Annotated in this window: 22 protein-coding genes; 14 read left to right on the top strand and 8 right to left on the bottom strand. The window is 73.2% G+C overall.

All coding sequences use genetic code 11. The features are described 5' to 3' along the window. Positions 1-3 precede the first annotated feature (3 nt). The 9 genes from ACFZB9_RS00575 (at position 4) to ACFZB9_RS00535 (ending at position 5,156) form a co-directional block, all read left to right on the top strand. Entirely contained in the window at positions 4-771 is a 768-nt protein-coding gene (locus tag ACFZB9_RS00575) for a helix-turn-helix domain-containing protein (RefSeq protein WP_391442538.1), read from the top strand. Continuing rightward, positions 662-928: a hypothetical protein gene (locus tag ACFZB9_RS00570; RefSeq protein WP_391442536.1), complete on the top strand. Its 267-nt coding sequence runs from the start codon at positions 662-664 to the stop codon at positions 926-928. Before ACFZB9_RS00575 ends, ACFZB9_RS00570 begins: the two co-directional genes overlap by 110 nt. Continuing rightward, positions 909-1,424: a DUF6879 family protein gene (locus ACFZB9_RS00565; RefSeq protein WP_391442534.1), complete on the top strand. Its 516-nt coding sequence runs from the start codon at positions 909-911 to the stop codon at positions 1,422-1,424. The genes ACFZB9_RS00570 and ACFZB9_RS00565 overlap by 20 nt, the downstream gene beginning before the upstream one ends. A 27-nt stretch (positions 1,425-1,451) precedes the next feature. After that, positions 1,452-2,303 (top strand): helix-turn-helix domain-containing protein, encoded by an 852-nt coding sequence (locus ACFZB9_RS00560; RefSeq protein ID WP_391442532.1) that lies wholly within the window; start codon positions 1,452-1,454, stop codon positions 2,301-2,303. Positions 2,304-2,365: 62 nt separating this feature from the next. Continuing rightward, positions 2,366-2,569 carry a hypothetical protein gene (locus tag ACFZB9_RS00555; RefSeq protein WP_391442530.1) on the top strand — a complete coding sequence of 68 codons (204 nt, stop codon included), beginning with the start codon at positions 2,366-2,368 and terminating at the stop codon, positions 2,567-2,569. Then, positions 2,569-3,486 carry a hypothetical protein gene (locus ACFZB9_RS00550; RefSeq protein ID WP_391442529.1) on the top strand — a complete coding sequence of 306 codons (918 nt, stop codon included), beginning with the start codon at positions 2,569-2,571 and terminating at the stop codon, positions 3,484-3,486. The genes ACFZB9_RS00555 and ACFZB9_RS00550 overlap by 1 nt, the downstream gene beginning before the upstream one ends. 146 nt (positions 3,487-3,632) lie before the next feature. Next, a complete protein-coding gene (locus ACFZB9_RS00545) occupies positions 3,633-3,875 on the top strand; it encodes a DUF397 domain-containing protein (protein WP_391442527.1) in 243 nt (80 codons plus the stop codon). 85 nt (positions 3,876-3,960) lie between these two features. After that, positions 3,961-4,806, top strand: coding sequence for a JmjC domain-containing protein (locus tag ACFZB9_RS00540; protein ID WP_391442526.1), 846 nt, complete (start codon positions 3,961-3,963; stop codon positions 4,804-4,806). Between the two features lie 116 nt (positions 4,807-4,922). Further along, positions 4,923-5,156, top strand: coding sequence for a hypothetical protein (locus tag ACFZB9_RS00535; protein ID WP_391442524.1), 234 nt, complete (start codon positions 4,923-4,925; stop codon positions 5,154-5,156). A gap of 142 nt (positions 5,157-5,298) precedes the next feature. Here the strand turns inward: ACFZB9_RS00535 and ACFZB9_RS00530 are convergent, their stop codons facing one another. Genes ACFZB9_RS00530 through ureA form a run of 3 tightly spaced genes read right to left on the bottom strand, consistent with a single transcriptional unit; the run spans position 5,299 to position 8,799 of the window. Further along, entirely contained in the window at positions 5,299-6,336 is a 1,038-nt protein-coding gene (locus ACFZB9_RS00530) for an agmatine/peptidylarginine deiminase (RefSeq protein ID WP_391442523.1), read from the bottom strand. 28 nt (positions 6,337-6,364) lie between these two features. Continuing rightward, the gene (locus ACFZB9_RS00525; protein WP_391442522.1) at positions 6,365-8,092 is read right to left on the bottom strand and encodes an urease subunit alpha; all 1,728 of its coding nucleotides are present in this window, start codon (positions 8,090-8,092) and stop codon (positions 6,365-6,367) included. Continuing rightward, positions 8,089-8,799 carry an urease subunit gamma gene (gene ureA / locus ACFZB9_RS00520; RefSeq protein ID WP_391442520.1) on the bottom strand — a complete coding sequence of 237 codons (711 nt, stop codon included), beginning with the start codon at positions 8,797-8,799 and terminating at the stop codon, positions 8,089-8,091. The genes ACFZB9_RS00525 and ureA overlap by 4 nt, the downstream gene beginning before the upstream one ends. Before the next feature lie 202 nt (positions 8,800-9,001). On the opposite strand from ureA, the gene ACFZB9_RS00515 reads away from it, so the two are divergent. The 3 genes from ACFZB9_RS00515 to ACFZB9_RS00505 all read left to right on the top strand — a co-directional run bounded on the left by ACFZB9_RS00515 (position 9,002) and on the right by ACFZB9_RS00505 (position 12,685). Then, positions 9,002-9,607, top strand: coding sequence for a carbonic anhydrase (locus ACFZB9_RS00515; RefSeq protein ID WP_391442518.1), 606 nt, complete (start codon positions 9,002-9,004; stop codon positions 9,605-9,607). A 229-nt stretch (positions 9,608-9,836) separates the two neighbouring features. Beyond that, positions 9,837-10,292 (top strand): ATP-binding protein, encoded by a 456-nt coding sequence (locus ACFZB9_RS00510; protein ID WP_391442517.1) that lies wholly within the window; start codon positions 9,837-9,839, stop codon positions 10,290-10,292. Positions 10,293-10,477: 185 nt separating this feature from the next. Beyond that, positions 10,478-12,685 carry a SpoIIE family protein phosphatase gene (locus ACFZB9_RS00505; RefSeq protein ID WP_391442515.1) on the top strand — a complete coding sequence of 736 codons (2,208 nt, stop codon included), beginning with the start codon at positions 10,478-10,480 and terminating at the stop codon, positions 12,683-12,685. A gap of 42 nt (positions 12,686-12,727) precedes the next feature. Here the strand turns inward: ACFZB9_RS00505 and ACFZB9_RS00500 are convergent, their stop codons facing one another. The 5 genes from ACFZB9_RS00500 to ACFZB9_RS00480 form a co-directional block, all read right to left on the bottom strand. Beyond that, positions 12,728-13,750 carry a DUF2637 domain-containing protein gene (locus tag ACFZB9_RS00500; RefSeq protein WP_391442514.1) on the bottom strand — a complete coding sequence of 341 codons (1,023 nt, stop codon included), beginning with the start codon at positions 13,748-13,750 and terminating at the stop codon, positions 12,728-12,730. 186 nt (positions 13,751-13,936) lie between these two features. Beyond that, on the bottom strand, positions 13,937-14,818 hold the full coding sequence (locus ACFZB9_RS00495; RefSeq protein ID WP_391442512.1) for a (2Fe-2S)-binding protein: 882 nt from the start codon (positions 14,816-14,818) through the stop codon (positions 13,937-13,939). A gap of 119 nt (positions 14,819-14,937) precedes the next feature. Next, positions 14,938-16,032, bottom strand: coding sequence for a hypothetical protein (locus tag ACFZB9_RS00490; protein ID WP_391442511.1), 1,095 nt, complete (start codon positions 16,030-16,032; stop codon positions 14,938-14,940). 215 nt (positions 16,033-16,247) lie between these two features. After that, the gene (locus tag ACFZB9_RS00485) at positions 16,248-17,258 is read right to left on the bottom strand and encodes a hypothetical protein (protein ID WP_391442509.1); all 1,011 of its coding nucleotides are present in this window, start codon (positions 17,256-17,258) and stop codon (positions 16,248-16,250) included. 117 nt (positions 17,259-17,375) lie between these two features. Further along, a complete protein-coding gene (locus ACFZB9_RS00480; RefSeq protein ID WP_391442508.1) occupies positions 17,376-18,053 on the bottom strand; it encodes an NTP transferase domain-containing protein in 678 nt (225 codons plus the stop codon). A 130-nt stretch (positions 18,054-18,183) separates the two neighbouring features. On the opposite strand from ACFZB9_RS00480, the gene moaA reads away from it, so the two are divergent. Together moaA and ACFZB9_RS00470 are read left to right on the top strand one after the other, a co-directional pair. Further along, positions 18,184-19,197, top strand: a complete 1,014-nt coding sequence (gene moaA, locus ACFZB9_RS00475) for a GTP 3',8-cyclase MoaA (RefSeq protein WP_391442506.1) — start codon at positions 18,184-18,186, stop codon at positions 19,195-19,197. 50 nt (positions 19,198-19,247) lie between these two features. Further along, the gene (locus ACFZB9_RS00470) at positions 19,248-20,909 is read left to right on the top strand and encodes an alpha/beta hydrolase (protein ID WP_391442505.1); all 1,662 of its coding nucleotides are present in this window, start codon (positions 19,248-19,250) and stop codon (positions 20,907-20,909) included. Positions 20,910-20,952 lie beyond the last annotated feature (43 nt).

Here is a 20,952-nt window from a genome sequence, read left to right as displayed (position 1 = left end):
GCCATGGCCAATCCAGATCCTGACAGCGTGGGCGCCCGCATCGCCGCGTTCCGCAAAGTCCGCCACCTCACCCAGCGAGGCCTCGCTGACAGGGCGAACATCAGCTACAGCCTCATGTTCAAGATCGAGCAGGGCGACAAACCCGCAAGCCCTCCAGTCCTCGCGGCGCTTGCACGGGCGCTCTCGGTGTCGGTCGCGGACCTCACCGGCCAGCCGTACGTGGACGCGCTCTGCCAAGACCGGCTCGACGGGTTGATCCAGCCCATTCGCGAGGCCCTGGACCTGTTTGACCTCGGTGCCGACGATGACCTGTCCATCCGCTCGATCCAGGAGCTGGTGGCAGATGCGGATCGCATGTGCGGCCTGATCCGCGGCGGACAAGCCCACGGACCCAGGTCCAGCCGCGGGCGGGATCCCGGTCCTGGCGCCACCGGATGCGGGCCACCCAGCCGCTCGGCATACGCCGCCACTCAGTCAGGAGCGCGGGCTGCCAGCAACCTTCGACCGCGACGATCACGATCTGCCAGGCCTCTGCCGCCGGGGCGTTCGTCACAGGCGATGGAAGAACGGGGTCCCACACGCCAATGCGCCCTTGACGCCTCCGTGTTGCTGGGGAAGGGTCATGCAAAGCCGCGCAACCGAGTTGGCACCGGAGGGCACCATGACGCTACGTTTCTTGGGGATCTGGCCGAACACGCCGTCCGATCAGTCCCCGACGATCTGGGTGGAGGAGGAGACGGGCGACCTCATCATCCAGTCGTGGAAGGCTGACGAAGAGATCGTGAGGCAGGCCCAGGAGGTCGGCTCCGTTCCCGGCCACACCACGGATATCCCGGAGCACGAGACGGTCATCAGGCTGCCGGCCAACATGCTCCAGTTCATCCCCCGTCCTGATGGAGAGACTGCACGTGGCAACACCGGTTCGTAGGGCGCTGGCCGCAGCTCAGCGCTCGGCCGTGCACTTGGAGATGCGCGACTCCTACATGCTCGACGACCCGGAGTTCATCGCCTGGCAGCAGGGCAAGCGCCTGGACCCGGAGGACCGGGATTCGTGGTGGCACGGCTGGCACGACGCAGTATCTGAAGCTGCCGAGCGGGGCGTGGTGATCCGGCGGGCGCGGATCGTCTCCGAGCCAGTTCACGCCTACATTCACTACGAGTACGACCTGACATTCGGCAACATCGCGGCTGGCGAGCAGGTCCGCTGGCTGCCGAGGCGGAACACCGGGGATCTCGCCCTGCCGGGGCTCGATTTCTGGGTGTTCGACAACCAAGTGGTGCACTTTCACCACTTCACTGGGGACGGCCAACTGGCGGAGCACGGCGAGGAAGTCCTGACCGACTCCGCGCTCGCGAAGCACTGCGCCTCGGCATTCGAGGCAGTGTGGGACCGCGCCATCCCGCACGGGCAGTACACGGTCTGACCCGACGACCCACCAGGCAGCCGGATCATGCCCTCCTCCCCGTCCTCAAGCGCCCAGGCCGCCCGCAAGGCCATTGCGGACCGTCTGCGCGAGCTCATGCTGGACGCGGGCCTGAAGGGTATTGAGCTGGCTGCCCGGTGCGGGTGGACCCCTGCAAAGACCTCCCGCATCATCAACGCGAAGACCCCGCCGTCGGACGCCGACATCCGGGCCTGGTGCTCCGCATGCGGCGCGGAAGACCAGGCAGACGATCTGATTGCCAAGAGCCGCCAAGCCGGCTCCATGTATATCGAGTGGCGCCGGATGGAGCGCTCCGGCCTACGCCAGGCCCAGGAATCGGTACGGCCGCTGTACGAACGCACCCGAGCATTCCGGACCTACGCGCCATGGGTACTGCCCGGGATCCTTCAGACGCGCGCCTATACGACTGCGATCCTGGCCGCTATCCGCGACCGTCGCGGCCTCGTCGACGACGTTGCTGCCGCGGTGGATGAACGGATGGACCGTCAGCACATCCTCTACGAAGGGCATCACCAGTTCGCCGTGCTGATCGAGGAGAGTGTCCTGCGTAATGGCCTCGGCGGCCGTCCAGTGATGCTCGAACAGCTTCGCCACCTGCTAGCCGTCGGGCGACTACCCAATGTCAGCATGGGGGTGCTACCGATGCGCCCTGACCGGGACAAGGCGTGGCCGGTTGAGGGGTTCTGGATCTATGACCAGGTGCAGGTCAACGTGGAGCTGGTCTCCGGATACCTGACAATCACTCAACCCAGCGAGATCGCTATGTACGCTTCCGTGTTCGCTGAGCTGTCCGAGATGGCGGTGCGCGGGGCTCCGGCCAGTGCGTTGATCACAGCTGCGATCAATGGCCTCGGGTGAATCCGTGTAATTCGGTGCAACGTCGTTGAGTGATCTCTCGGTCACTCCCTACGGTCGTCGGCATGGCAGATCTCGCGGCTCCGCCGCAGCCCGCCGCCGGGCTGCCGCACGCGGACACACCCCCGACCTATGACCAGTTGCACGAGCGCGCGTGCATCACCTGCGGCTCGGCCGCGCCGCCGCTCGTTCCGGCCGGCTATCGCACGGTCGGCGGTCTCACCTGGGCCGTGGTGGCGTGCGCCGACCACGGCGCCGAGGAGTCGTGATGGCCGCCGCCGTGACCGACCCGCGGCACACCGACCTGTACGTCAGCGCGACCACCTTCCTCAGCGAGTACCGCCTGCACCCGGACCCCGAGACGTACCTGGCGCACGGGTACGTGGACCTGTGCCTCGCGGCGTGGCCGGGGGCCCGCGGCGCTCAGCTCAACCTCGCGACTCGCTGGGCGCTGTGGACCTGGCTCGCGGACGATCTGCTGGACGACGGCCTGCGCTCCGCCGATCGGGACGAGATTCACGCGCTCTACCGTGATCTGCTGGCCGCGCCCATCGACGGCGCGCGACTCACCACCGGCCACCCGCTCGCGCTCGCGCTGACCGAACTGTGCCGGGCCACCTGCGCGATGATGACGGCGCAGTGGTGGGAGCGCTACCGGCGCCACCTCTTCGCGTGGCTGGGCGCCGCAGCGGACAAGCTCACCGACTTCCTCCAGCCGCACCGGACTCCGACCTTGCGCGAGTACCTCGCGCTCCGTCCGACCGATGGCGGCATGGTGCTCGCCGCGATGTGGTGCGAGCTGGCCGAGCAGTGCGTCACGCCCGACTGGAACGATCCGTTGGTCCGCAGCCTGGTCGCCGCGTTCTCGTCGGTCGGCTTCCTCACCAACGACCTCGCCGCCCCCGACATGGACACCTTCACGGCGATCGCCGCCCTGGCCGCCAGCCAGGGCCTCCCACCGACCGAGGCCCGGCAGGAGGCACTGGCGCTGCTGGCGGCAGAAGAACGCCGGTTCTGGTGGCTGTACACCGCTGTCCGGGACGACGAACTCGACCCCGCCACGGTCCAGTTCGCCCGGTCGCTCGACCGGTTCCGCTACGCCCTGACCGCCTGGACCAGGGCCAGCTCCCGCTACGCGCCGGAGGCCGGCGGGCAACTGCCCGTACCCGGGGCCATGCCCCGCTGACAGCGGCCTGACCAGCGAGCAGACTCCCGGGCCAGCCCCGCTGTGCCCCGCCGTAGTACCCCTGCTCGCCGGGCCGTAGACCCCGCCAGGCCACAGCTCCGGGTCGCCGACCGGCGCCCCGGCAACCTCTGCACGAGGAGAAGCACATGAGCAGTGCGATCACCGTTGAGGGATACGACCCGGCCGGCGCGCCGGGCCTGGAGTGGATCAAGAGCAGCATGTGTCGGCCGACCCAGCTCGACGACTGCATCGGCCTCGCGGCCGACGGCGACCGGGTCCGCATCGGCATCACCACGGACCCGAACCAGATCCCGCTCACCGCCACCCGCGACGAGCTCAGCGCCTTCGTGCGCGGCGCCCAGGCCGGCGACTTCGACCACCTGATCTGACCCACCACCGCTGCGGGCTCCCCGTGTTCCTCCTCGGACCGGGGGGAGCCCGCCCCGCCCACACACCCATCCCAGGGGGCTGTAGATGTCCACCCTCGCCCGTCTCGTTGGTGAGCCGCAGGAGTTCACTGCCGGTTGGCCCGTCGAGCCGACCGTCTACCAGCGCGACGCCACCGACCTGGCCGAGCTGTTCACCCACGACGACGCTCGCCGCATCGTCACCGATCCGGCCCTGCGGCCGATCGGCATGGGCATGGTCACCAGCGGAACGGCGCTGACCAGCGCCCCGGACGCCGACCACCCGAGGGACACGCTGGTCCTCAACGGCCTGCACCTGTCGTGGCCGCCGCTGCGCGACGCCGCCCGGCTCCTGTCGGCCGAGCTGGGGCACCCGGTCACCGCCAACGTGTACCGCACCCCGGCCGACGCGACCGGGTACGGGCCGCACTGGGACACCCATCACGTGTTCCTCGCCCAGGTCGACGGCATGAAGGTCTGGCGCCTGCACCCGCCCGTGTTCACGGACCCGCTCGAACGGCATCCCTGGACCCGGGTCGGCCTCACCCAGGAGCAGCTCGACCAGATCCACCGCGTTGCGCGCACCGTGACCCTGACAGCAGGCCAGGTGCTGTACATCCCTCGCGGCTGGATCCACTTCGGCCACACCGAGGACCAGCAGTCCATCCACATCACCCTCGGTGTGCAGCTCCTGACACGGCACTGGGTTCTCCAGCAGCTCGCCGACCAGGCCGCCGAGCATCCCGAGATGCGTGCCGCCCTCCCGCCGAACCTCAGCGCGCTGCACGTCGAAGACATCGTGGGCGACACCACCAGTACGCTCCAGGCATGGCTGGCCGGCCTCGATCCGGCGCAGGCCGGCGGCCCGATCCACATCAGCCAGCAACTGGCCGTCTACGGGGTGACCCGCTGACCGGGGCACGCTCCTCGGCCGGCTGGGGGCGCCACCGCCGCAAGTGCGGCGGGTGCCAGGCACCAGGCCCGCGCTTCCGTGACCACGAGACCGGGAGCGACTGGTGCGAGGCATGCATGCGCACCGTCGTCCTCGCTGAGAAGTGCTTCTGGTGCAAGATGGCCCTGCCCGCGCTACGCGACCTGGACACCGAATACGCCTGGTGCGTCGGATGCGCCTCAGCCACCGTGTACAAGGGCGACCCGATCGACTACTACGAGGAACTCACGCCGGAGGCGGCCGCCTACTCACAACTCCTGGCCAGGAGGTCGTTCAGCCGCCGTGACCGAAGCGCCGACGGGCCGGACTGACGAGCTGATACGGGAGCAAGTAGAGGGGACTGTCGGAGGGTGCCGCCCGCTGGGCGGCACCCTCTCACGACTTCCACTCCATCGCTCATCCCGGCTTGTGCATCCGCATCCCCGCGGGTCGTTCCCCTGACCTCGTACCTTCTCATACCCTCGGCTGCTGCTGGGTGATGCAGTGGATGCCACCGCCGTTGGCGAAGATCTCGCGGGCGTCGACCAGTTCGATGGTGCGGCCGGGGTAGGCCTCGCCGAGGAGGTCGGCCGCCTCCTGGTCGCGGGGGTCGTCGAAGGCGCACAGGATGACGGCGCCGTTGGCCACGTAGTGGTTGATGTAGGAGTAGTCGACCGGTTCGCCGTCCTCGTCGAGCAGCACGGTGGGAGCGGGCAGTTCGATGACCTCCAGGCGGCGGCCGCGGGCGTCGGTGGCGGCGCGCAGGATGGCGACCAGCTGCTGGCAGACGGCGTGGTCCGGGTGCGCGGGGTCGGGCTGGACGTGGGCGACCACGACGCCGGGACGCACGAAGGAGGCGACGATGTCGATGTGGCCGCGGGTGCCGAACTCGTCGTAGTCGCGGGTCAGTCCGCGCGGCAGCCAGATCGCCTTGGTGGTGCCGAGGTGGGCGTGCAGCTCGGCCTCCACCTCCTCCTTCGTCCAGTCGGCGTTGCGGCCCTCGCCGAGCTGGACGGTCTCGGTGACGAGCACGGTGCCCTCGCCGTCCACGTGGATGCCGCCGCCCTCGTTGATCAGGCGGGAGGCGAAGCGCTGAGCACGCGTCAGTTCGCTGATGTGCCCGGCGATGTGCTGGTCGTGCTCCCAGCTGGCCCAGGACTGGGCGCCCCAGCCGTTGAAGATCCAGTCGGCGGTGGCCAGCGAACCCCGGCCGTCGGTCAGGAAGCTGGGGCCGATGTCGCGCATCCAGGCGTCGTCCAGCGGGCGTTCGACGATCTCGACCTGCTCGGTGACGTACTCGCGGGCGGTGGCGCTCTCGCCGAGGTTGGCCACCAGGGTCACCGGCTCGTAGCGGACGATGGTGTTGGCCACCTGGGCCCAGGCGAGCCGGGCGGCGTGCAGGCCCTCGGGGGTGTCGAAGGTCTGGTTGGCGGTGGGGAAGGCCATCCAGGTGCGCTCGTGCGGGTGCCATTCGGCGGGCATCGAGTAGCCGAGCGAGGCGGGGGTGGTCATGGTGGGGGTCCTCGGGGGTGGGGGAGGGTCAGAGGAAGTAGAGGCGGCTGAGCGAGACGCTCTCGGCGGGCTCGGAGCGCAGCGGTTCGCCGTTCAGGGAGACGAGCCCGGTGCCGGCGTCCACGCTGACCTGGCCGGTGCGGGCGTTGCGCACCAGGTCGCGCGGGCCGATGCCGCGGGTGCCGCGCACGCCCACCCGCCGTCGCCGGGTGGGGAGTTGGTCGGCGGCCTGGTCCAGGTAGGCGCCGTCGGCGGCGGCCTGGGCGACGAAGGCCACCGAGAGGTCGGCGGCGGTGGCACCGTGCGCGCCGAACTGCGGGCCCAGCACGAGGGGTTCGCAGCGGTCGGTGGAGGCGTTCGGGTCGCCCACCACGCCGTAGGCGGGGAAGCCGGACTTGAGGACCAGCTGCGGCTTGGCGCCGAAGTGGTCGGGGCGCCAGAGCACGATGTCGGCCAGCTTGCCGATCTCGATCGAGCCGACCTCGTGGGAAAGCCCGTGGGCGATGGCGGGGTTGATGGTGAGCTTGGCGATGTAGCGCAGCACCCGCTCGTTGTCGTCGCCGCCGTCGTGGGTGCCGTAGCCGCCGTCGGGGCCGTCCAGCGGGCCGCGTTCGGCCTTCATCTTGCCGGCCATGGCGAAGGTGCGCCGCACGGTCTCACCGGCTCGGCCCATGCCCTGGGCGTCGGAGGAGGTGATGCCGATCATGCCCAGGTCGTGCAGCACGCTCTCGGCGCCCATGGTGCCCGCCCGGATCCGGTCGCGGGCCATCGCCGCGTCGCCGGGCAGGTCGAGCTTGAGGTCGTGGGCCGAGACGATCATGCCGGAGGCCTCGGCGAGCGCGTCGCGGCCGAACGGCAGGGTGGGGTTGGTGGAGGAGCCGATCACATTGCCGACGCCGGCCATCTTCAGCACGTTGGGGACGTGCCCGCCGCCGCAGCCCTCGATGTGGAAGGCGTGGATGGTGCGGCCCGCCAGCACCGCGAGGGTGTCCTCCACCGACAGGCACTCGTTCAACCCGTCGGTGTGCAGAGCTACTTGGACGTCGTACTCTTCGGCGACCCGCAGCGCGGTGTCCAGCGCGCGGGTGTGCGCGCCCATGTCCTCGTGCACCTTGAAGCCGCTTGCGCCGCCCTCGGCCAGTGCCTCCACCAGCGGGCCTTCGTCCGAGGACGAACCCCGGCCCAGGAAGCCGATGTTGACCGGCCAGGCGTCGAAGGAGTTGAAGGCGTGCCGCAGCGCCCAGGGGGAGTTGACGCCCACGCCCCAGACCGGGCCGAACTCCTGGCCGATGATGGTGGTCACGCCGGAGGCCAGTGAGGCCTCCATGATCCGCGGCGAGAGCAGGTGGACGTGGGTGTCGATGGCGCCGGCGGTGGCGATCAGGCCCTCGCCGGAGACGATCGTGGTGCCGGTGCCGACCACCACCTCGACGCCGTCCATGGTGTCGGGGTTGCCGGCCCGGCCGATCGCGGCGATCCGGCCGGCGATCAGGCCGATCGAGGTCTTGACGATGCCCTGGATCGCGTCGATCACCAGCACGTTGCTGATCACCACGTCACAGGTGTCGCGGACGGTGGCCGCCTTCAGGTGCAGGCCGTCGCGGGCGGTCTTGCCGAAACCGGCCAGGAACTCCTCGCCCGGCGCCTGGGAGTCGGACTCCACCCGCACGATCAGCCCGGAGTCGCCGAGCCTGATCCGGTCGCCGGCCCGCGGCCCGTGCACGGAGATGTAGTCGTGCGGGGAGATGGACGTCACGACTCGACCTCCTGGTCGTCGGCGTTGATCAGGTAGCCGGTGGCGCGGGCCTTGGCCAGCGCGGCCTCGCGGGCGCCGGGGGCGTCCAGCGGGCCGTCCACCAGGCCGGCGAAGCCGATCGCCACCCGCCCGCCCGCGATCGGCACCAGGCCGACCTCGACCACGGCGCCCGGGTCGAAGCGGACCGAGGAGCCGGCCGGGACGGCGAGCCGGGTGCCGTAGGCGGCCGCGCGGTCGAAGGCCAGGCGCGGGTTGACCTCGAAGAAGTGGTAGTGCGAGGTGACCGAGATCGGCACCGTGGAGGTGTTGTGGACGGTGACCACCACGGTCTCCTCGATCGGGTCGTAGCCCTCGCCGGGCCCGGGCAGGGCCGCGCCCGGGCCGTCCTCGCCGAGCGAACCGGCGCCCTGGAAGGGGTCGTTGACCACGGCGAGCCGGGTGCCGTCGTCGAACACGGCCTCCACCTGGATCACCGTGACCACATCGGGCACCCCGGGCAGCACGTCCGCGGCGCTCAGCACGGTGCGGCCCGCCTCGATCGCCTCGGCCAGCCGCTTGCCGTCGCGGGCGGCCTCGCAGACGGTGTCGGCGATCAGTGCGGTGGCCTCGGGCACGTTCAGCCGGCAGCCCCGGGCACGCCGGGCGCGGGCCAGTTCGGCGGCTGTGAAGATCAGCAGCCGGTCCCGTTCGGTGGGGGTGAGTCGCACGGTGCCTCGCTCGCGGTAGCCGGAGTTAGAACGGCGTTCAAATGTGTGCTGGCCATTGAACCCCGATCGGGTCGCACTGTCCAGCCTCACCCGACGTGCGGGGTTCTGCGCGTGGTGCTGCTCGTCGGGGTGACCGGGCGGCGGGCGGCTCGTTTGCCGGGATGGGTCGGGCGGAATCGGGGCAGGCAGGCGCGCGCACGCGGTGGCCCGGCTGCGCGAGGGGAACGCGCGCTGGGCGGGCGGCGGGGCCCGGCGTCCCGACGCGTCGACCGGGTACCGGGAGGAACTGGCGGGCCGCCAGGCGCCGTTCGCGGTGGTCTTCGGCTGCATCGACTCCCGGGTCCCGCCCGAGCTGGTCTTCGACCAGGGGCTCGGTGACCTGCTGGCGGTCAGGACCGTCGCACACACGCTCGACCGGTTGGTCTGCGCCAGTCTGGAGTACGGTCCGGCCGAGCTGGCCACCTCGCTGCTGCTGGTGCTCGGGCACCAGTGGTGCGGTGCGGTGACCGCCGCCGTCCAGGCGCTGCGCGACGGCGTGCCGCTGCCGGGGCACCTGGCGGCGGTGGCGCGGGATCTGCGGGCGCCCTACCGGGCCGTGCTGGAGCGCGGCACCGTGCGCGACGGCGCGAGCGACTCGCCCGAGCAGCGGGCGGCGCTGATCGAGGCCGTGATCAGGGAGCAGATCCGGCAGACGGTGGACCGGCTGCGGGCGGACGAACTGTTCGCCCCGGCCCTGGCCGCCGGGCGGCTGGCGGTCTGTGGCGGGTACTACGCGCTGGACACCGGAGCGGTGGCCCTCGACGCCTGAGTGGTCTGGCCTGAGCGGTCGGGCCCGAGCGGTTGTGCCCGCGAGACCGGCTGGGCGGCCCCGGTCGGGGCCCGGCGCCAGCGCCGCCGGACGGCGGATGTTGACAGAGTGTCAGCAGCTCGCGCGCCGTGAGCCCCCCGTGTACTCCAGTCGACGTTTCGTGCACCGTTGCGACCGCGGGTGCGCGGGACTCACGATAGAGCTGAGCACTGCTGGGGGGACGGAACTGATGGAGAGTCAGCAAAGGTTCGGCATCGGCGCCGAGCTGCCCGACGACGACCGCGAGCCCGAGTGTGCGCCCGGGCACGGCCTGCACGCCGTGCTCGACCCCGCCGACCTCGCGGCCATCGCCCCGCTGCGCGCCGCCCTGCGCGCCGCGCTCGGCCACTGGGGCGTACCCGAACTGGCCGACACCGCCGAGCTGCTGGCCTCGGAGCTGCTGGCCAACGCGCTCCAGCACACCGGCGGCGGCGCGGTGCTGGACGCCCGGCTCGGCACCGACCGGCGGCTGCGGGTCGAGGTCCGGGACGGCGGCGCCCAGCTGCCCCGGCCGCGCCGGGCGCCCGAGACCGCCACCAGCGGGCGCGGGCTGCTGCTCGTCGAGGTGCTGGCGGACGGCTGGGGCGTGCGCCGACACGCCGACGGCAAGATCACCTGGTTCGAGCTGGCGCCCGCACACCCGTAGCCCGCCACGGCCCGAGGCCGCCCGGCGAGCGCAGGCCGACCCGGGGCGCGCTGCGGAGTGTTATTGCCGCGTGGTCGAACATTCGACAGGATAGTGAGAATGTGTGTCCGGACCTGGACCCCGCACCGGGGCGGTCCGCGGAACACACCCACCGAACCGACGGACCCGGCAGGGGCAGGAGAACCATGGCGACTGAGCCCGAGCCACAGGGGACCGCGCGTCTTCCGCTCGGCCCGCAGGCCCAGGGCGGCCGGCGTGCCGGCGCAGGTGGCACCAGCGTGGTGGCGGGGCGGCTGGCCGCCGCGGTCCCGGCCGTGCAGAGCCTGCCCAACCGCACCGGTGACGCCATGCCGGACTGGCTGGAACCGGCGATGGCCGCCAACGGCATCGGCTCCTTCGACTGGGACATCCGCCGCGACGTGATCGAGGCCGACCACCGCGCCTGCGCGATCATCGGCGTCAACGGCACCACCTTCGACCTCAGCTCCGAGGCCTTCCTCGCGCTGCTGCACCCCGAGGACGCGCCGGTGGTGCGCCGCCGGGTCGAGCGCGCGGTGGCCGAGCTGGGCCAGTGCGGCGCCTACTACCGCACCGTCTTCCCCGGCGGCGAGCTGCACGCGGTGCGGTTCCGCGGCCGGGTGCTGGCGGACGCCTTCGGGCGCCCCTCGCGGATGGTCGGCTTCGTCTGGGACGCCACCGCCGAGCTGCACAAGCGGGCCGACGCCGGGCGCCGGGCCGCGCTGCGCGAGGACCGCTCGCGGTTCATCAAGGAGGCGGCCCGGGCACTGTCCGAGGCGGTCACCGTGCGGGACGTGGCCCGGGTCTTCACCGAGCTGCCGCTGCCGGGCCTGCCGCCGGACGGCCTGGTGCTGGCCGCCCTGGAGGCCGGACGGCTGCGGATCCTGGGCGCCAGCGGCTACCGCCGGGAGTCCGTGGCCCTCTACGACCGGATGCCGCTGGAGCCGTTCCAGCCCGCCGCCGAGGCGATCCGCCGTCGGCTGCCGGTCTTCCTGGGCAGCCGCGAGGAGTACCAGGAGCGGTTCGCCGAGGCCTGGCCGCGCGCCAAGGACACCGGGCGCAGCGCCTGGGCCTTCCTGCCGCTGGTGGCCAGCGGGCGGCCGATCGGCCTCTGCGTGGTCAGCTTCGACGACGCCCGCGAGCTCGACGCCGACGAGCGCACCCTGCTCTCCACCCTGGGCGGCCTGGTCGCCCAGTCGCTGGCCCGGGCCCGGCTGCACGACGCCGAGCACGAGCTGGCGGCGGGCCTGCAGCGGGTGATGCTGCCGCGCACCGTGCCGGCCGTGCCCGGGGTGACCACCGCCGTGCGCTACCTGCCGGCCGGCTCGGGCCTGCAGATCGGCGGCGACTGGTACGACGTGGTGCCGCTGCCGGGCGGCCACGTCGGCCTGGTGATCGGCGACGTGCAGGGCCACGACGTGCACGCGGCCGGCATCATGGGGCAGTTGCGGATCGCGCTGCGCGCCTACGCGGCCGAGGGACACCCGCCGGCCGCCGTGATGGCCCGCGCCTCGCGCTTCCTGGCCGACCTGGACACCGACCACTTCGCCACCTGCACCTATGCCGAGGTGAACGTCGACTACGGCGTGGTCTACGCGGTGCGGGCGGGCCACCTGGACCCGGTGGTCCGCCGCGCCGACGGCAGCAGCACCGTGCAGAGCGTGGTCGGCGGCCTGCCGCTGGGGATCGGTGCCGCGCAGGAGTACCAGGTCACCCGGTTCAGCCTGGACCCGGGCGAGACGGTGGTGCTCTGCACCGACGGCCTGGTCGAGTCGCGCGAGATGGACCTGGACACCGGTATGGCCCGGCTCTGCGAGGCGGTGGCCGGCGACCTGCCGCCGCTGGAGCAGGACGGCGTGGACCCGATCGAGGAGCTGGCCGACCGGATCGCCGCCCGGGCCGCGGACTCCGCCGAGCGGGAGGACGACATAGCGCTGCTCCTGCTGCGCTGGGACGGCCCCGAGGGCGGGCTGGCCGCGCAGCAGCTGCGCCGCCGGATCGGTCAGGCGGACCTGGCCAGAGTCGCCGAGCTGCGCGGCGAACTGCGCGACGCGCTGCGCCGCTGGGGCGTGCCGGAGCTGATCGACACCGCCGAGCTGCTCGCCTCCGAGCTGGTCACCAACGCGATCCGGCACACCGACCGGGACGCGATGTTCACCGCCCGGCTCTACCGCGAGGACCGCCGCGAGCCGCGGCTGCGGATCGAGGTGGAGGACGAGTCGGACCTGTGGCCCAAGCGCCGTACCCCCGGCGAGCAGGCCTCCTCGGGGCGCGGACTGATGCTGGTCGAGGCGCTGGCCGACGCCTGGGGCGTGGAACCACGCGGCTCGGGCAAGCGGATGTGGTTCGAGCTGTCGGCGGGCGAGGCGGCCTGACCTCGGGCCGGGCCGCCCCGCCCGCCTGCTGGGTGGGCCCGCTCAGCCGAACTGCCGCTCCAGGTCCTTGAGCTTCTGCTCCAGCGAGTCGAGCCGGGGCAGCGTCATGGTCTCGTCGTCCGCGGTCAGGTCGATGGTCCGCCGCCCTGGTCCGGCGGGCAGGCCGGGCGGGGGCGCGGCGGCGGCCACGGCGGGCGGCTCCGCGAGGCCCGCCGCTATCGCGGGCTCCGCGCCGCCGGGCTCCAGCTGGGGGGCCGTGGCGGCGCCCCTGGCCCGGCCCCAGCCACCGTGCGAGCGGTTGATCGCCCGGATCTCGGCCCGCTCACGCCGGCTGGCCAGCCGCTGGCGCTCGCGGTTGACCACGGCCTCGCGTTTGGTGTCGCGCACCTCCTCGACCGCCTCGTCCAGGCTGCGCACCCCTTCGAGCAGCATCAGCGACCAGGCCGCGTAGGTCTCCAGGGGGGCCCGCAGCCAGCGCACGATCCGGATCTGCGGCAGTGGCCTGGGCACCAGGCCCTGCTCCCGCAGGGCGGCCCGCCTGGTCTGCTTCAGCGCCCGGTCGAAGAGCACCGCCGCCGACAGCGACATCCCGGCGAAGAACTGCGGGGCGCCCGCGTGCCCGAAGCCGCGCGGCGCGTGCACCCAGTTGAACCAGGCGGAGGCGCCGGCGAAGAGCCAGACCAGTAGCCGCGAGCCGAGCGCCGCGTCACCGTGGCTGGCCTCCCGGACGGCGAGCACCGAGCAGAACATCGCGGCGCCGTCCAGGCCGAACGGGACCAGGAACTCCCAGCCGCCCGACAGGCCCAGGTTCTGGGTGCCGAAGCCGACCAGTCCGTGGAAGGAGAGCGCGGCCGCCACGGCCGCGCAGCAGAAGAGCAGGGTGTAGGAGGCGCCGCCGTAGAGCGACTCCTTGCGCCGCCGCCGCTCCTCGGTGCGCTCCCAGGAGTCCGCGCCGCGCGCGGCGGCGGTCCCCCGGCTGCGCAGGAAGGCCACCAGGATCGCCCCCGGCAGCAGGACGGCGACGGCGACGACGGCCCAGCCCAGTGGTATGTCCGGCATTTTCATGGTCTGAGCCAGCCTCGCTCTCTCGGTGGTCGGGTGGCGCGGCGCCACCCGAGAGGACGCCCATCATGGCGGATGCCCGGCGTTCGTACGGGCGGTTTGGGCGCAAATACACTGGAGAGAGCGTGAACTGACGTTTCGTCAGGATGATGGTATGACCGACGCGCCAGGCGGCGGTCCGAGGGTGGCTCAGCCGCAGGCGCGTGGACAGCCGGTGCAGAGGTTCTCGGGGCGCAGGGTGTAGTAGAGGCAGCAGCTGACCCTGGTGCGGGTGGGCAGCGCGGTGCCTCCCGGGTGCTGCGGTGCCGTGAGGCGGAACGCGGCGGCGCCGGTGAAGGGCGCGCCGTCCGCGCCCTCGGCAGGTGTCGCGCCCTCGGCGGGCGCCTCCGGCAGCAGTGCCGTCAGCGCGGCCACCGCCCGGGCCTCCTCGCCCAGCAGGCCGGCCGCGTACCAGAGCCCCTCCACCAGCTCGTCGGTCACCAGCCCCCAGAGCGTGCGCGGCCCGCGCCGCAGCAGCGGGCGCAACGCGGTCAGCAGCGGGCCCAGCTGCGCGGCGACGGTGGCGCGCAGGGTGGCGCGCAGGGCCGCCTGGTCGGCCACCACCCGGGCGCCGGGCAGCGCTGCCGCCGGGTCACCGGGCAGGCAGGCGAAGGCGAGCGGCGCGGCGCTCGGCAGCAGCGCCAGCTCGGCCGGACCCCAGCCGCCGGCCGGCCGGCGGCTGGCCAGCTGCTCGACGGGCAGCAGCGGCACCCGGTGCTCCAGCAGCCAGGGCAGCGTGAAGACCAGGCAGAGCGGCCAGGTGTAGCGGTGCAGCCAGAAGCCGGCCGCGACGTCCGCGCGCGGCGCCGTGCCGAACCGGGCCCGGCCGTGCCGGGCCTCGGCGGCGACCAGGCGGGCGCGCAGGGCCGGGTCGTCGAGCAGCTGACGGGTGGTCACCCAGCCGTCGTGGGCCCGGGCCTCGGTGTGGTGGTGGATCCGCAGTTCGGGGAAGACCTGGGCGAAGGCGGTGTAGGCGCCGGCGAAGGGGGGAGTCGGGTGTCGCCCGGGGCTGAGGTCGGTGCACTCGGTCACGGCGTGCCCCATCGGATCGGCCGGGTGACCGCGCGCGGCCCCGGGTGAGCTGGGCCCGGACGCGTGAGGTGCGCGCGGACGGTCTCCGCGCGCACCTCACCCATCAGGTTAGGCTCACCTTAGCTGACGGGGCGTCGACTGTCCCGCTCTCCGCGTCCGTCCGGGGGATCGGGCGGGGGCCCGGCCGGGGGCTCGGACCACAGGGAGTCGGAACGGGCGCCCGGCGGCGCCGGAGCACTGCCGCCCGCCCTGGCACCCGGCACGCCCGGGCGCGCGCTCGGTGGTGCCCCGCGCGGCGCGCCCGGCGGCCCGCTGGGCGTCAGGGCCGCGCCGTCCTCGCCGAGCCGGCCCACCAGCCAGACCGGCACGCCCCCCAGCGACTGCACCAGGCGCCCGGCCTCCGCCCGCAGCCGCTGCGCCTCCTCCGGCTCCGCGACCTCGGCCAGCGCCGCCAGCGCCGGCGCCACCCCCACCATGAAGCCCAGCTCCTCGCGCAGCCGCAGGGAGGCGGTGAACCCCTCACGGGCCCGGACCCGGTCACCGCCGGCCAGCGCGAGCGCGGCCAGGTGGCGCCAGGTGGAGGAGGCCAGGAGCGAGTCCCCGCGGGCCAACGCCCCGTCGTGGGCCCGGCGGTAGGCGATCCAGGCGGCCGTCCGGTCGCGCAGCAGGTTCTCGGCGACCAGCCCGCGCCGGAAGTCCAGCAGCGGTCGGCCCGGCGCGCCCGCGGGCAGCAGCGCCGAGGTGCGGCCGAGCGCGGCCTGGGCCTCGTCCAGACGGTCGCGCGGACCGAGCACGCTGCCCAGATAGGCCAGGAAGCCGCGTGCGCAGGCGGCCGCGGCGCGCTGCTCGGTGCTGGTCACCCCCGCCTCGGCCAGCCGTAACGCGGACTCCGCCTCCTCCCAGTGGTCGGCGGTGAACAGGCACTGCTCGATGAGCAGTTCGGCGCGGACCAGGGCGGTCCGCGGGTCCCGCTCGGCACCCTGGCCGAGCAGTTCGGCGGCCTCCTGCCAGCAGGCGCGCGAGCGCAGCCGCCAGACGGTGCCGCTGGTGATCTCGTCGAGGTGGCCGTCCGTACCCGGATGGAGCCCACCGCCGTGCGGTGGCACTCCTGGTGGACCGGCCAGTCGTGGTGGCCCGCCACCGTGGTCGGCATCCGCCGGCCGGCCACGTGTCCCCCCGCTCAGCGGGGCCGTTCCGTGCTCCGACAACGCCACCTCCTTGTGTGCGGTGCCCCACGGCCATGCGGTGCTCCTGGGCCTGTCCGGCGGATCCTGTCCGGCAGGATCCGCCGGACAGGCCCAGGCGACCAGGGCCGTGGAGCACCGCAATTCAACACGCGAGGGAGCTTGTGCACCAGATCACGAGCGTGACGTATTTCGGCGTCCCCGAGCGCCCGGCCGGGCCCCGCGGGGCAGGTGGGAACGGTGGGTCAGGAGGTCCAGCCGGTCTCCAGCAGCGCCTCGGCCGCGCCGTTCACCGGCTGCGGGACACCGCCGTCGTCCAGCAGGAAGAGCGCCACCAGCAGCTGCTCGCCGCGCACGGTGGCCTGGTGCGAGTAGCCGGCCGTGGTGAACATCGCGGCGGCCATCTCCTCGGCGTGCAGGGTCTGCAGCCACAGGCACTCCACCGCGCGCATGTCGGCCTGCTCCGGCCAGCTGTCCACCTGGGCCACCAGGCGGTCGCCGAGCAGCGTGACCGACTCCCGCTCCTGGCCCTCGGTCAGCTCCAACTCGCCGAAGCCGAGCCACTCCAGGTAGCGGGCGGCGGCCAGCACCGCGTCCTGCCCGGTCCGGATGGGCTGCGGGCGGAACGGCGGCCGGTTCTGCCAGCGGCCGCCCTGCGGCACCGAGGGCGGCACGGCCGGTGCGCCGGGACCGGGGTGTGCGTCGGAGCGCGGTATCCGGTGCGAGCCGCCCGGTACTCCCGGCGAGCCGGGGTGGTCCGCGTAGAGCGCGCCGTCGCCCTGCCACGCGCCGGGTGCGGGGACCTGCGGGCGCACCCCGAGCGGACGCGAGCCCTGCGGGCCACTGGCCCCGGGCTGCGGCGCGCGGTCCACCGGCAGGCGCACGGTGGCACCGCAGTTGCAGCTGAACTCCGGCTGCGGCCACTGGTCGGAGCGCCCGCAGTTCGGGCAGCGCATGCTCAGCCAGGAGTCCTCCCAGGAGCGGAACCGCACCTGCACCGGCACCCCGCCGCGCAGCAGCGGCACCTTCAGCGCGGCCCCGCACGGACAGGGCAGCGTGGGCGGCTCGTAGACGTGCTCGCGGCGGCAGGCCGGGCAGCGGATCGCCCGCGCGCCGGGCGTGCTGGTCGCCGCCTCGGGCACCTGGGCAGCGGCGTACGGCTCGTCGCCCGGGTACGGACCGTGGCCGCCGTGCGGCCCACCGCCCTCCCGTGGATCGCGGCCGGTGAAGTCGTCGGGCAGCGGAAGTCCGGACAAGGCACACACCGTCCGTTCGGGTCGAGTGGGCGGGGGCGCTTCCGGTGCTCCCCGTGGCCCATGCTTCCCGATCCGGCCGTGCGGCGGCAGCAATTGCCCGTAATGATCAGGGATTTTTCAGGGTGAACCCGGGCCAACGGGCCATGCCCGTGGGCCGTCGCGGTGCTGTCCGGCCGACCAGCGGGCCAGATCGGCGGGGGTGTCCAGATCGTCGGGGACGGCGATGTCGCCGCACTCGACCAGCTGGAGTTCGGCTTGGCGGCGGGTCAGCAGCGCGCGGGCGCCGGCGTCGCCCTGGGCGCCGGCGGCGGCCTCGGCGAGGTGGTCGGCGCCGATCAGCACCGGGTGGCCGCGGCGTCCCGCGTAGCCGGCGGCGGCCAGGGCGGCGCCGGACCGGTGGGCGGCGAGCAGGCGGGCGACGGCGGCGGGGGTGACGCCGGGGGTGTCGACGAGGAAGACCAGCACGCCCGGGCAGTGCGGGGGCAGGGCGGCCAGGCCCGCGCGCAGCGAGCCGCCCATGCCCTCGGCCCAGTCGGGGTTGGCGACCACGGTGCAGCCGGTCAGGTCGGCCTCGGCCAGCACCTGCGCGCGGGCGGCGCCGAGCACCACCAGGACGGGGGCGCAGCCGCCCTCGCGCACCACGCGCACGGCGTGTTCGACCAGCGGGCGGCCGCGGAAGGGCAGCAGCGCCTTGGGCCGTCCGCCGAGCCGGCGCCCGCCGCCCGCGGCCAGCACCAGCGCGGCGACGGACGGGGGCGAGGACGGGGGCTGGGCGGGGGCGACGGCCGGAGTCATGGCACCAGGATGGCGGCCGGCGGACCGCCGCGGCCCTGTGTGATCACACAAGGAGGGGGTGCCGGCCTTGGTGGGAAGCCGGGCAATGCACCCCTGGATCTTTGCCGCCCGTCCGCTTCTACTGGCCGTTATGCACACCGCACCTGCCCCGCTGGTCGACCGCTTCGGCCGGGTCCACACCGATCTGCGGGTCTCCCTGACCGACCGCTGCAACCTGCGCTGCACCTACTGCATGCCGGCCGAGGGCCTCGCCTGGCTGCCCCGGGCCGAGGTGCTGACGGACGAGGAGATCGTCCGCCTGGTGCGGGTGGGGGTCGAGCGGCTGGGGATCGGCTCGGTGCGGCTGACCGGCGGCGAGCCGCTGCTGCGGCGGGGGCTGCCGGGGCTGGTGGCCCGGCTGACCGCGCTCGGCGTCGAGCTGTCGCTGACCACCAACGGGATCGGACTGGCCAGGATGGCCGGGGAGTTGCGGGCGGCCGGGCTGCGGCGGGTCAACGTCAGTCTGGACACGCTGCGGCGCGAGCGCTACCAGGAGATCACCCGGCGCGACCGGATCGCGGACGTCTTCGCGGGGCTGGCCGCCGCGCGGGAGGCCGGCCTGGCGCCGGTCAAGATCAATACCGTCCCGGTGCGCGGGGTCAACGACGAGGAGCTGCTCGACCTGGTCGGGTTCGCCGCCGCGCACGGCTATCTGATCCGCTTCATCGAATCGATGCCGCTGGACGCCCAGGGCGCCTGGGACCGGTCGGCGATGATCACCGCGGACGAACTGCTCGGGGTGCTCGGCAGCCGCTGGGAGCTGGTCCCGGTGGCGCGCGAGCCGCTGGCCGCCGGGCGCGGCACCCCGCCGGCCGAGGAGTGGCGGATCGCCGGGACGGACACGGTGGTCGGGGTGATCGCCTCGGTCACCCGGCCGTTCTGCGGCACCTGCGACCGGGTGCGGCTGACCGCCGACGGGCAGCTGCGCAACTGCCTCTTCGCGACCGAGGAGTCCGATCTGCGCGCGCTGCTGCGCGGCGGGGCGGGGGACGCGGAGATCGAGCGGGCCTGGCGGGGCGCCATCGGGCGCAAGGGGCCCGGGCACGAGATCAACTCCGCCGGGTTCCGCCGGCCCGAGCGGCCGATGTCGGCGATCGGCGGCTGAGCAGCGGGTATCGGGATGCTTGTGTGACGAGAAGATGATATTTCTCTGCGGTGAACACCACTTTGGCGCGCCTGTCGCGCCGCATCCTTCCCGCCGTGCTGGGGGTCACCGTGATCGCCGGCTGCGGCGGGTCCGGGGGCTCGCCGGTCGCGAAGGGGACGCCGCCGTCCGCCGCACCGGCCTCTCCCGCCACCGCCGCCTCGGCCAGTGCCCCGCCGTCGCCGTCCGCAAGCCCCACGCCGACGCCCAAGCCGACGGGTGACGCCGACCCGGCGCTCAAGCCGTTCTACGGGCAACAGATCGCCTGGAGCAGCTGCCCGGACGACCCGGCGCAGAAGAACGTCGACATGTCGGCTTTCCAGTGCGGCACCGCGCACGTCCCGCTGGACTACACCAACCCGGGTGCGGACACCATCGACCTGGCGCTGATGCGCAAGCAGGCGATCCACCAGGACCAGCGGCTCGGCTCGCTCTTCCTCAACCCGGGCGGCCCCGGTGGCTCCGGGCTCGACCTGCTCACCAACGCGGCCACCAGCTCCTTCGGGAACCTGAACAACCGCTACGACCTGATCGGCTTCGACCCGCGCGGCGTCGGCAAGTCCACCGCCGTGCACTGCCTGGACGACACCGCCCGTGACCAGCTCGACGCCCAGGACCACGCCGGGCCGACCAGCGTCAAGGACCTCGGGGCCGCCTGCGAGGCCAAGTCCGGCAAGCTGCTGCCGTTCGTCGGGACGGTCAACGCGGCCCGCGACCTGGACGTGCTGCGCGGGGCGGTGGGCGACCAGAAGCTCAACTACCTGGGCTTCTCCTACGGCACCTCCCTCGGCACCTACTACGCCAACCAGTTCCCGGACCGCACCGGGCGCCTGGTGCTGGACGGCGCGATGGACCCGAGCGTCAGCAACCTGGACAGCAGCGTCGCCCAGATGGTCGGCTTCGAGAGCGTCTTCGAGCACTTCGCCGCCGACTGCGTGAACCAGTCCGGGTGCCCGCTCGGCAGTGACCCCAACACCGCCGCGAAGAAGGCCGCCGACTTCCTGGACGGCCTTCAGGCGCACCCGCTGACCTCCGCCACCAGCGGCCGCACGCTCACCCAGGCGCTGGGCTGGACCGGCACCATGGACATGCTCTACGGGGACGCCAAGTCCTGGGGGTACCTGCGGATCGGGCTGAGCAACGCCATGAAGGCGCACAGCCCCGATGCGCTGATCGCGTTCGCCGACGACTACAACAGCCGGGACCAGCAGGGCCACTACAGCAACCAGGCGGACGCCAACCAGGCGATCAACTGCGCGGACGACGGCTCGACGCCCCCCACCGACGACCAGCTCCAGCAGGCCCTGCAGCAGTTGCACACCAAGGCGCCCTACCTGACCAACCACATGACGGTCGACGACGTGCGGGCGTCGATGGACTGTGCCGACTGGCCGGTGCACGGGCCCACGCCGCCGCAGGTGCTCAAGGCCACCGGCAGCGCCCCGATCCTGGTGGTCGGCTCCACCGGCGACGACGCCACCCCCTACGCCTGGGCTCAGCACCTGGCGAGCAGCCTGGCCAACGCCACCCTGCTCACCCGGGACGGGGACGGCCACACCGGCTACGACAAGAGCAGCTGCATCAAGTCGGATGTGGACGCCTTCCTGATCGACGGCACGATGCCGGCGGCGGGGACGCACTGCGCCACCAACCCGCCCACCAGCAGCAGCTGACGATTCGTCAAGTAGCGTCATTGACGCCCGCGCTGACCGCGTG

Origin of the sequence: Kitasatospora sp. NPDC008050 (assembly GCF_042957465.1) — a bacterium.
Lineage (GTDB): Bacteria > Actinomycetota > Actinomycetes > Streptomycetales > Streptomycetaceae > Kitasatospora.
This window is presented reverse-complemented; position numbering and strand designations above follow the sequence as displayed.

Coding starts and splice junctions, on each gene's coding strand:
- ACFZB9_RS00575 (WP_391442538.1), top strand. CDS start 4: ATGGCCAATCCAGATCCTGACAGCGTGGGCGCCCGCATCGCCGCGTTC.
- ACFZB9_RS00570 (WP_391442536.1), top strand. CDS start 662: ATGACGCTACGTTTCTTGGGGATCTGGCCGAACACGCCGTCCGATCAG.
- ACFZB9_RS00560 (WP_391442532.1), top strand. CDS start 1,452: ATGCCCTCCTCCCCGTCCTCAAGCGCCCAGGCCGCCCGCAAGGCCATT.
- ACFZB9_RS00555 (WP_391442530.1), top strand. CDS start 2,366: ATGGCAGATCTCGCGGCTCCGCCGCAGCCCGCCGCCGGGCTGCCGCAC.
- ACFZB9_RS00550 (WP_391442529.1), top strand. CDS start 2,569: ATGGCCGCCGCCGTGACCGACCCGCGGCACACCGACCTGTACGTCAGC.
- ACFZB9_RS00545 (WP_391442527.1), top strand. CDS start 3,633: ATGAGCAGTGCGATCACCGTTGAGGGATACGACCCGGCCGGCGCGCCG.
- ACFZB9_RS00540 (WP_391442526.1), top strand. CDS start 3,961: ATGTCCACCCTCGCCCGTCTCGTTGGTGAGCCGCAGGAGTTCACTGCC.
- ACFZB9_RS00535 (WP_391442524.1), top strand. CDS start 4,923: ATGCGCACCGTCGTCCTCGCTGAGAAGTGCTTCTGGTGCAAGATGGCC.
- ACFZB9_RS00530 (WP_391442523.1), bottom strand. CDS start 6,336: ATGACCACCCCCGCCTCGCTCGGCTACTCGATGCCCGCCGAATGGCAC.
- ACFZB9_RS00510 (WP_391442517.1), top strand. CDS start 9,837: ATGGAGAGTCAGCAAAGGTTCGGCATCGGCGCCGAGCTGCCCGACGAC.
- ACFZB9_RS00505 (WP_391442515.1), top strand. CDS start 10,478: ATGGCGACTGAGCCCGAGCCACAGGGGACCGCGCGTCTTCCGCTCGGC.
- ACFZB9_RS00500 (WP_391442514.1), bottom strand. CDS start 13,750: ATGAAAATGCCGGACATACCACTGGGCTGGGCCGTCGTCGCCGTCGCC.
- ACFZB9_RS00480 (WP_391442508.1), bottom strand. CDS start 18,053: ATGACTCCGGCCGTCGCCCCCGCCCAGCCCCCGTCCTCGCCCCCGTCC.
- moaA (WP_391442506.1), top strand. CDS start 18,184: ATGCACACCGCACCTGCCCCGCTGGTCGACCGCTTCGGCCGGGTCCAC.